The sequence below is a fragment of the uncultured Wocania sp. genome (genome assembly GCF_964021735.1).
Taxonomy (GTDB): Bacteria; Bacteroidota; Bacteroidia; order Flavobacteriales; family Flavobacteriaceae; genus Wocania_A.
The window spans coordinates 1-8,534 of the sequence record NZ_CAXIBN010000133.1; the positions used below are offsets into that span (position 1 = coordinate 1).

General features: G+C 30.0%; 9 protein-coding genes. 5 read left to right on the forward strand and 4 right to left on the reverse strand.

Annotation, left to right across the window (positions count from 1 at the left end; all coding sequences use genetic code 11):
* Window positions 1-63: 63 nt before the first annotated feature.
* The 4 genes from AADI82_RS11390 to AADI82_RS11405 all read right to left on the reverse strand — a co-directional run bounded on the left by AADI82_RS11390 (window position 64) and on the right by AADI82_RS11405 (window position 3,310).
* Entirely contained in the window at window positions 64-594 is a 531-nt protein-coding gene (locus AADI82_RS11390) for a hypothetical protein (RefSeq protein ID WP_341216556.1), read from the reverse strand.
* Between the two features lie 88 nt (window positions 595-682).
* Complete coding sequence (locus AADI82_RS11395; RefSeq protein WP_341216557.1) at window positions 683-2,248, reverse strand: arylsulfatase; 1,566 nt, start codon at window positions 2,246-2,248, stop codon at window positions 683-685.
* A gap of 7 nt (window positions 2,249-2,255) precedes the next feature.
* Window positions 2,256-2,852: an FMN-binding negative transcriptional regulator gene (locus AADI82_RS11400; protein ID WP_341216558.1), complete on the reverse strand. Its 597-nt coding sequence runs from the start codon at window positions 2,850-2,852 to the stop codon at window positions 2,256-2,258.
* A gap of 5 nt (window positions 2,853-2,857) precedes the next feature.
* Window positions 2,858-3,310, reverse strand: a complete 453-nt coding sequence (locus AADI82_RS11405; RefSeq protein ID WP_341216559.1) for a DUF1569 domain-containing protein — start codon at window positions 3,308-3,310, stop codon at window positions 2,858-2,860.
* A 300-nt stretch (window positions 3,311-3,610) separates the two neighbouring features.
* Between AADI82_RS11405 and radC the strand changes: the two genes are divergently transcribed.
* The 5 genes from radC to AADI82_RS11430 all read left to right on the forward strand — a co-directional run bounded on the left by radC (window position 3,611) and on the right by AADI82_RS11430 (window position 8,389).
* A complete protein-coding gene (gene radC, locus AADI82_RS11410; protein ID WP_341216560.1) occupies window positions 3,611-4,309 on the forward strand; it encodes a DNA repair protein RadC in 699 nt (232 codons plus the stop codon).
* A 94-nt stretch (window positions 4,310-4,403) separates the two neighbouring features.
* Window positions 4,404-5,705, forward strand: coding sequence for a polysaccharide deacetylase family protein (locus AADI82_RS11415; RefSeq protein ID WP_341216561.1), 1,302 nt, complete (start codon window positions 4,404-4,406; stop codon window positions 5,703-5,705).
* Window positions 5,695-6,384 carry a YjjG family noncanonical pyrimidine nucleotidase gene (locus AADI82_RS11420; protein ID WP_341216562.1) on the forward strand — a complete coding sequence of 230 codons (690 nt, stop codon included), beginning with the start codon at window positions 5,695-5,697 and terminating at the stop codon, window positions 6,382-6,384. The genes AADI82_RS11415 and AADI82_RS11420 overlap by 11 nt, the downstream gene beginning before the upstream one ends.
* A gap of 41 nt (window positions 6,385-6,425) precedes the next feature.
* A complete protein-coding gene (locus AADI82_RS11425; RefSeq protein WP_341216563.1) occupies window positions 6,426-6,992 on the forward strand; it encodes a hypothetical protein in 567 nt (188 codons plus the stop codon).
* Entirely contained in the window at window positions 6,989-8,389 is a 1,401-nt protein-coding gene (locus AADI82_RS11430; RefSeq protein ID WP_341216564.1) for a DUF5723 family protein, read from the forward strand. The genes AADI82_RS11425 and AADI82_RS11430 overlap by 4 nt, the downstream gene beginning before the upstream one ends.
* Window positions 8,390-8,534 lie beyond the last annotated feature (145 nt).

The window sequence follows — 8,534 nt, forward strand, 5'->3', positions numbered from 1 at the left end:
TTGTTTCAAGATTAGCTTAATATTGCTTGTTTTTTAACTCAGTTCTTTGTTGGCAAATCGTTTTTATTTCAGTTGTTTGTTTTCGCAAAGGTCAAATTCAGTCTTGGTTTTTAAAAATTCCACTATACAATCTGTTTTTCCAAGTTTCAAGAAGGTTGAATTATTTTCGATTTCGTCAATATCTTTATAGAATAATCCGAAAATATATTTTTTCCTCAATTTCAAATATGCTTCGCTTCCAGGTCCAGCGAAATATTCTTGATTGGCATAAATAATTTCATAGTTATTTATTTCCCAAGAATTGTATCTTTTTTCAGTCTGCGAAAAATCTCGGACAAACTCAAAGAAAAGAATTAGTAATCCGATTCCAATTGTTATAAAAGTTAATAAAATCCGAGCTCCTAATTTTTTTGAATGCCAGAAAATAAATCCAATACAAACAATTAAATTCAGAATGGAAATTGTATAAATATCTGAGTAGGCAAAATTCAATTCAGATTTATAAATTAGTAATTCAGCAACTACTATAATTATCAAAATAATTGCTAAAATGTCTTTAGTTCTCTGTTTCATCAAATGTTTGCCAATGCTCAATTGATATGAAATCGTTTTAATGTTTTATATCAGCAGTTAAACGAAGTTATGCTTTTTTTCTGACAAAGTAAAGTTTGTATAATATAGATTATTCAATAAATTTTATTTGTTTCCAATCAAATGAAATCGAATCATTTTGTTGAGGTTTTCCAGGTGTACTTCTTCCTTCAACAATATATTTGGTAAGCAAGGATTTTAATTCTTCTACTTTTTCGGTATTCAATGCTATTACATTATGAGTTTCACTCGGATCTTTTTCTAAATTATAAAGCTGATATTTAGGTAAAGAATCGATAGCCGTTTTATCATCAGGTCGTGGAAAACTCCAACCACCAGAACCTGCACACATAATAAGTTTCCATTCGTCTTTTCTAATAGCAAAACTTCCGTTAATGGAATGATGAATGGTTGCTTCTCTAAACGGCTTACTAAGTTTTTTTTGATTAAATATTGGCATTAAACTATAGCTGTCTTCGGCTTCGTTGTCTAAGAGTTTGTGTCCAGAAATTTCGGCGCAAGTTGCCATAAAATCGGTTGTACAAATGGTTTCTTTTGATGTGACACCTTGCTTTATTTTATTTGGCCATTTAACTATAAAAGGTACACGATGTCCACCTTCAAAAATATCGGCTTTATGTCCACGATATATATAACTCGGATTATGGTTTTTTGCTTTTAAAACGTCATAATCTGCTTGTGGAGAACATCCATTATCACTTGTAAAAATAACAATAGTATTATCTTCAATTCCAGCTTGTTTTAAGGTTTTGGTAAGTTGCCCCATGTAAGCATCAATCATCATGGTAAAATCTGCATAAGGATTTAAATTGCTCTTACCCAACCATTCTTTGGTAGGTAAAATGGGTGTATGTGGAGATGGTAGTGCTAGATATAAGAAAAATGGATTATCATCTTTAGCTTTTTCGGCGATGTATTCAAATGATTTTCTGAAAAAATTAGGCGTAACATCATCATGAATAAAATCTTTTGAAGTTGGCCCTTTTCGCCACCATGAATATTTGCCAGTGTTTTCTGTAATTGAATCAGGTGCTATTGTAATATTTCCATTTTCAACATAAACATAAGGAGCCATATCTAACGAACCAGAATGCCCATAAGCATAAGCAAAACCTAAATCGTTTGGGCCATTTTTTATAGGTTTTGTAAAATCTATATTATCAAAATCTGTAGCATTCCAACCACTCCCTAGGGTTGAATCCTTGTGTTTTAAAGCCCAGTTCCAACCTAAATGCCATTTTCCTATAAATGCGGTGTGGTACCCTTGTTTTTTTAATATGGAAGCTACCGTGCTTCTTGAGTTTGGAATTAATGCTTTTGATGTTCCTGTAAGCACACCACTTTTTAATGTGCTTCTCCAATTGTACCGCCCTGTTAAAATACTATATCGGGTTGGTGTGCAAACCGCCGATGAGGTATGCGCATCAGTAAACTTGATGCCGTCACTAGCTAATTGATCAATATTTGGAGTTTTTATTTGTCCGTTTTCATTAAAGCTAGATATATCGCCGTAGCCTAAATCGTCAGCCAATACATAAATAATATTTGGTTTTTGCTCTACTTCCTTTGTTGGTTTATTACAACCTATAATATTAAAGAGTATGAAAAAAAGTAGAACTAGTGCAGAGTTCTTCATGCTGTTTCTAGTTAAATACTTTACTTAAAAAAGACTCAATACTAGATTTGTTGGCACGTATAAGTTCCGCTTTTGCATTAACGATATCACTCTTTTTTTTGTCTTGTGAGAGTTTAAATTTGCCTTCCCAATCGGTAATATCAATCTCAAAACCTTTAATGTAATTAATTAAACCGTGCATTCGTGGATTGCCTATTTCTAGTTTGAATTTATGGTCTGGAGCTTCAAGTAAATTAGTCATATCTACTAAACTTTGTTTTATTTTTTTTTCATCGTGTATCTTGGTTACAGTTCCTTTTAAATGTACTTTTATGTAATTCCAAGTAGGTAATTGTGTGGTTGTATAAACACTTGGAGAAATGTAACATTGTGGTCCAGAAAAAATAATAGTTACTGGATTATTATCTTTAAGTAATTCTGCTTGTGGGTTATACTTATCTATATGCCCAATCAGCTTTCCACTTTCATTATAGACTAAAGGAATATGCGTTACTAAAGGCGCATTGTTTTTTACAGAAATAACAGTTGCTAAAGGATAGGTTTTAATCACTTCAATCATGTGATTAATATCGGATTCTTGATGGTGCTTTGGGGGGTAATTCATAACTATTAAACGCCAAATTGAGTTAAATGATGATCTAAATGTTTGTATTGCATTTTGCCCCATTGCTCAGGAGTAAAATTTCCAAAAAGCGGATGCGTAGGCCAACTTGTTTTTTCTTTTAATTGAGAAAATTCATTAATAACATGTGTCAATTTTTCTTTTTGACTTGCAAATTCTTTAGAGTCTGTTATTCTAAATTCTCTTACGGTTCCTAAATTTTTTTGCCAAGGCTTATCATTGTACATAGCAGATTTAAAAAGCTTAAACATAATCTTTTTTGCAAAACCAATTTTTGTATGTAATTGTAAAGTACCATTGGCAACTTCTAATGGTTTTTGGCAATGTGTAAGCATTTGAGCAACATTCATTTTGCCCCAATTGGGTTGCGATGTTTCATTTAAGTTTTGTATTCTGCTTAAAATGATTTGCTGAGTTTCAGTTTCAAATAAAGACTTCATATTTCATATTTTAATTTAAAAAAGCATTCAAGGTAGAATCTTGAGTACCTGTTGAAATTGTTATTCCCGTGAAATCGAAATATTTATGAATTCATTTTTATAAAATATTAAACAATGAATAAAACGGGAATCTAAATAAAGTGTTTTACTAAAATACTTTATTTATACTTAAAATTTACAATAATTATAGTTACTTCAATATAAGTAATAGTATATTCTTTTGTGTCAAAGATAATCTACTCTATAATTTTCTTCGTTTTCTTATAAAACAAAAATCAAAAAATTATGTAGATTTATCAAATGTCTGAAAAACCATCATCATTTTCAATAAAAAATTGGGCACAAGACGATCAACCCCGAGAGAAATTACTTTATAAAGGCAAGTCTGCCTTAAGTGATGCTGAGTTAGTTGCTATTTTAATTGGTTCGGGTAACAGAGAAGAAAGTGCCGTGGCATTATGCAAACGTATTTTGTCAAGTGTAGATAATAATTTAAGCGAGTTAGGGAAGCTGTCTGTTGAACAACTAATGGAATTTAAAGGTATTGGAGAAGCAAAAGCCATAACTATTACTGCTGCGATGGAATTAGGACGACGACGAAGAGGAGGTGAGGCTTTGGAGAAAAATAAAATTACGTCCAGCACGTCGGTTTTCGAATTGATGCAACCTATTATTGGCGAGCTGCAACACGAAGAATTTTGGATTATTTATATGAATAATTCTAATAAAGTGATTCAAAAGAATCAATTAAGTAAAGGCGGCATTACAGGCACTTTGGTTGATGTGCGCTTGGTGCTTAAAAATGCATTACAGCTAGGAGCCACAGGTTTAATTTTAACTCATAATCATCCATCTGGAACTTTAAAACCTAGTGAAGCTGATAAACAAATCACTCAAAAATTAAAAGTAGCAGCTGAAAGTTTAGATATAAAAGTGTTAGATCACTTAATTATAACAGAAAAAGCATACTTTAGTTTTGCTGATGAAGCATTTCTTTAAAAATGCAAAAATATTAAAGCTCAAATTTCAAATTCCAAAAATAGAAAACCTTTGGAATTTATTTTTTTTAAATTTTAGAATTTACATTTATAAAATGTTATTAGTATACACTCATAAAATATCACCAAGAATAAAATATGTTTTCAAGCATATTTTCACAAGAGTATTGGGTATTGATGTTTCGTTTACCACAAAAATTGAAAAATTTATTGCGCACGATAGTTTAAAAATGTCGTATACAAAACAACAACTAGGTAATGAGTTTTTTATTAAGAGCCACGATATTTTATTCGAGCAAGGTTTATCGGATGTAGAAATACATATACATGATTGGGATGAAACTAAAGGCTTTTTTTTTAATGGTGAAAAGAGCGCTATACCGTTTGATATTTTTGCTTCTTCATTTTACTTGTTATCTAGATACGAAGAATATTTACCACAAGTAAGAGACGAATTTGGGCGTTTTTTAGCTACCGAAAGTATTGCGTTCAAACATGGTTTTTTACATCAACCTGTTGTAGATATTTGGGCGTTTAAGCTCAAAGATGCTTTACAAAATCATTTCCCTGATTTTAATTTTCCTAAAAGAGTATATAGTATAAAACCAATAATAGATGTACCGAGTGCCTATAATTATAAACTAAAAGGCATTATGAGAACTTGGGGTGGCGCTGTTAAAGATTTGCTACAATTAAAATTTAAAAGTTTTTATAATAGATTTATGGTGATTTTTGGTTTAAAACATGATCCGTTTGATACTTTTAAATACATTATAAATAAACAAAAGCAAAGCCGTTTTAAGTTCGTGTTTTTCTTTTTAATTGGGGCGTATTCTACTTACGACAAAGGTATTAATGCCAATAAAAAGAAATTTATATCGCTTATTAAACAAGTAGCAGATTACTGCATTGTTGGATTAAAAACATCTTTTTTTGCAATTGACAATATATTAATTTTAAAGAAAGAAAAGTTACAAATAGAGGCTATTATAAACACCTCTTTAACAGCTTCAAGACAATCGTATTCAAAACTTAATTTGCCTGAATCTTACAGAAATCTTGTAGAATTAGAAATTAAAGAAGATTACACCATGGGTTACATAAATCATATAGGTTTTAGAGCAGGATCTTGTACACCATTTTTGTTTTACGATTTAGATTACGAAGTGCAAACACCTCTAAAAATACACTCGTATCATCTTATGGATTATGCCTTGTTAAAAATACAATCATTATTAGATAAAAAGAAAGCTTTAAATGAAATTATAAATGAAATAAAAGAGGTGAACGGAGAATTTGTTCCTGTATTTCATAACTATACATTTAGTAACGAACCACGTTGGAGAGGGTTTAAAGACTTGTTTAATATTATTTTAGAATCAGTAAATGAAGATTAAAGGTATTACAGATATATTTTTTGATTTAGATCATACACTTTGGGATTTTGATAAAAACTCAGCACTAACATTCCATAAGATTTTTGAGATGAATAATATTGATGCTAATTTGAATGAATTTTTATCGTATTACGAACCTATAAACTTAAATTACTGGAAGCTCTACAGAGATGAAAAAATAGATAAAGAGTCATTGCGTTTTGGGAGATTGAATGATGCTTTTAATGCAATAAATCTTACTATAGAAAAAGATGTAATAAATAAACTTTCAGAAGATTATATTACATATTTAAGTAGTTTTAATCATTTGTTTGAAAATACTTTTGAAATTTTAGATTATTTAAAATACAGTTATAACCTCCATATTATAACAAACGGATTTAGCGAAGTGCAGCAAGGTAAAATGGAAAATGCTAACATAAATCATTATTTTAAAACCGTGACTAACTCTGAGTCGGTAGGTGTTAAAAAACCAAATCCTAAGATTTTTAACTATGCACTAAAAGTTGCAAATGTAAATGTAGACCAATCAATAATGATTGGAGATAATTATGAAGCAGATGTACTTGGAGCACTAAATATTGGAATGGATGCTATTTTTTTTGGTACTTATAACGATAAGCTAGAAGCAAGAGTTAAGCAAATTGACAACCTAATTCACCTCAAGAAATATTTGTAGCTTCATAATATGTTTATGGTATTATTCGTTTAACTTAACCTATGATAAAGAAAATTGTTAAATACTTAGCTGTAGCTGCCTTTTATGGTTTTTTTATAACTTCATGTACTGAAGAGGTAGACTTTAATCAAGCAAAGGATTTAACGTTAGAACCTATTTTAGCTTCAGATTTAATTTTTTTTAATGCACCAGCTACTAAATTTTTTATTGACGGTAGTGAATTAAGTACTATTAGAGATTCTGTTATTATTGATTTATTTAATCGCGATTTTGTTGTAGATAATGTAGTTAAGGCAGAATTCGTTTTTGAAACTACGAACTCTATTAATAGAGCATTTAGTGTTCAAATTGACTTTTTAGATGATACAGATTTGCTCAAGCATTCTTTTACAATTTCTTCCCTAGCGTCTCCAACTAATACAGATATTGTATCCACGCATACTGAAGTATTTGAAAATACATTACTTGATGCTTTAAAAGCGTCAAATAAGGTAATATTGACTGTGCAGGCACTATCTGGAGGGTCGCCTCTTAATGATAATACACCTGGAAGAATCCAATTAAAATCAAAAGGTATATTCTATTTAAAAATTGAAGAATCTGAATGAGAAAAGCTAGTTTGTTATTTGGTTTAATAACCTGCTTGTCTTTTTCGCAGAATAAACAAGTACTTTATGGTTTTTCAGAATTGCCACAATCATTACTACAAAATCCTGGTGGGCAAATAAAAAATGATTGGTATTTTGGCATACCACTACTTTCTCATATTCATGTAAATGGTGGGTCGTCTGGAATATCTGTCTACGACCTTTTTGCTAAAGACGGAGTTGATTTCAATGTAAAGCTTCAAAATGCAGTAAATAAAATGAAGTCAACAGATTTTTTTATATTTAATCAGCAACTTGAAATATTTTCTGCCGGATTTGCAATGGGACCTAGTTATAAAAAAAAAGAATATTTAAGTTTTGGTTTATATCAAGAAACAGATTTTATAGCCTATTTTCCTAAAGATATTGCAGTTTTAGCTTTAGAAGGAAATGCAAATAATATTAACAGACGGTTTAACTTAAATCATGTAAATGTTAATGCCGAAGTTATTTCAGTCTTACACGTGGGATACAACAAAAAAGTTAACTCAAGTTTTACTTATGGGGTAAGAGGCAAGATATATTCAAATATTATCAATTTAAATTCAACAAATAACAAAGGGGTGTTTGTTACTATTCCAGGAGAAAACAATTTTTATAATCATATTTTTAATTTAGATTTAGAGTTAAGAACATCTGGGTTGAATAGTATAACTGAAGAGGATTCAGATTTTTCAGGAAAAGATTTAGTTAAACGTACATTATTAGGGGGGAATTTGGGTTTGGGTTTTGATATAGGTTTTACTTATAATTTAACAAAGCAGTGGTCTTTAGATGCCAGTTTATTGGATGTTGGTTTTGTTAGACACAGTAAAGACATAAAAAACTATGTAGTAGATGGTGTTTATAGTTTTGAAGGGATAAACCCGCTTTTTCCAGAAACAGATACCGGGCAAACAGCCGAAGATTATTGGAATGAAGTAGGTGAAGACTTTGAAGACCTGTTTGAATTGGATAGCACTGCAACAAAGTACACTACTTGGCGACCTGTAAAATTAAATGCATCATTAAATTATTCGTTTGGTAAGAAGCAAAGTGAAGATTGTAATTGTTTAAAAGAAGATAATGGTTATTTAAATGCAGTAGGGATGCAACTCTATGCGATTAATAGACCTAAGCAACCACAATTAGCTTTAACAGCTTATTATTACAGAAGATTATTTAATAATTTAAGAGTTAAAGCTACTTATACTATAGATTCTTATTCATTTAATAATGTAGGTTTAGGTATATCTACCCATTTAGGAGGTTTCAATTTTTATGTAATGGCAGATAATTTTTTACAATATAAAAACATTTATAATGCACAAAGTGTATCTTTACAATTAGGTTTTAACTATATATTTAATAAAAAATAAACATTAAGCCTAAATTTTTAATACACATCAAGAAGGATTATATCAAGATGTTGAATTTGGCATAAAAAAATAAATTTATAAACACATGACAACTAAATTATTAACAACACTTATAGCTTGCTTTATTATTACAAACGTATTCTCT

Excerpts from the sequence above, each read along its gene's own strand:
- AADI82_RS11430 (WP_341216564.1), top strand. The coding sequence starts at position 6,989 with ATGAGAAAAGCTAGTTTGTTATTTGGTTTAATAACCTGCTTGTCTTTT.
- AADI82_RS11400 (WP_341216558.1), bottom strand. The coding sequence starts at position 2,852 with ATGAATTACCCCCCAAAGCACCATCAAGAATCCGATATTAATCACATG.
- AADI82_RS11395 (WP_341216557.1), bottom strand. The coding sequence starts at position 2,248 with ATGAAGAACTCTGCACTAGTTCTACTTTTTTTCATACTCTTTAATATT.
- radC (WP_341216560.1), top strand. The coding sequence starts at position 3,611 with ATGTCTGAAAAACCATCATCATTTTCAATAAAAAATTGGGCACAAGAC.
- AADI82_RS11415 (WP_341216561.1), top strand. The coding sequence starts at position 4,404 with ATGTTATTAGTATACACTCATAAAATATCACCAAGAATAAAATATGTT.
- AADI82_RS11420 (WP_341216562.1), top strand. The coding sequence starts at position 5,695 with ATGAAGATTAAAGGTATTACAGATATATTTTTTGATTTAGATCATACA.
- AADI82_RS11405 (WP_341216559.1), bottom strand. The coding sequence starts at position 3,310 with ATGAAGTCTTTATTTGAAACTGAAACTCAGCAAATCATTTTAAGCAGA.
- AADI82_RS11425 (WP_341216563.1), top strand. The coding sequence starts at position 6,426 with ATGATAAAGAAAATTGTTAAATACTTAGCTGTAGCTGCCTTTTATGGT.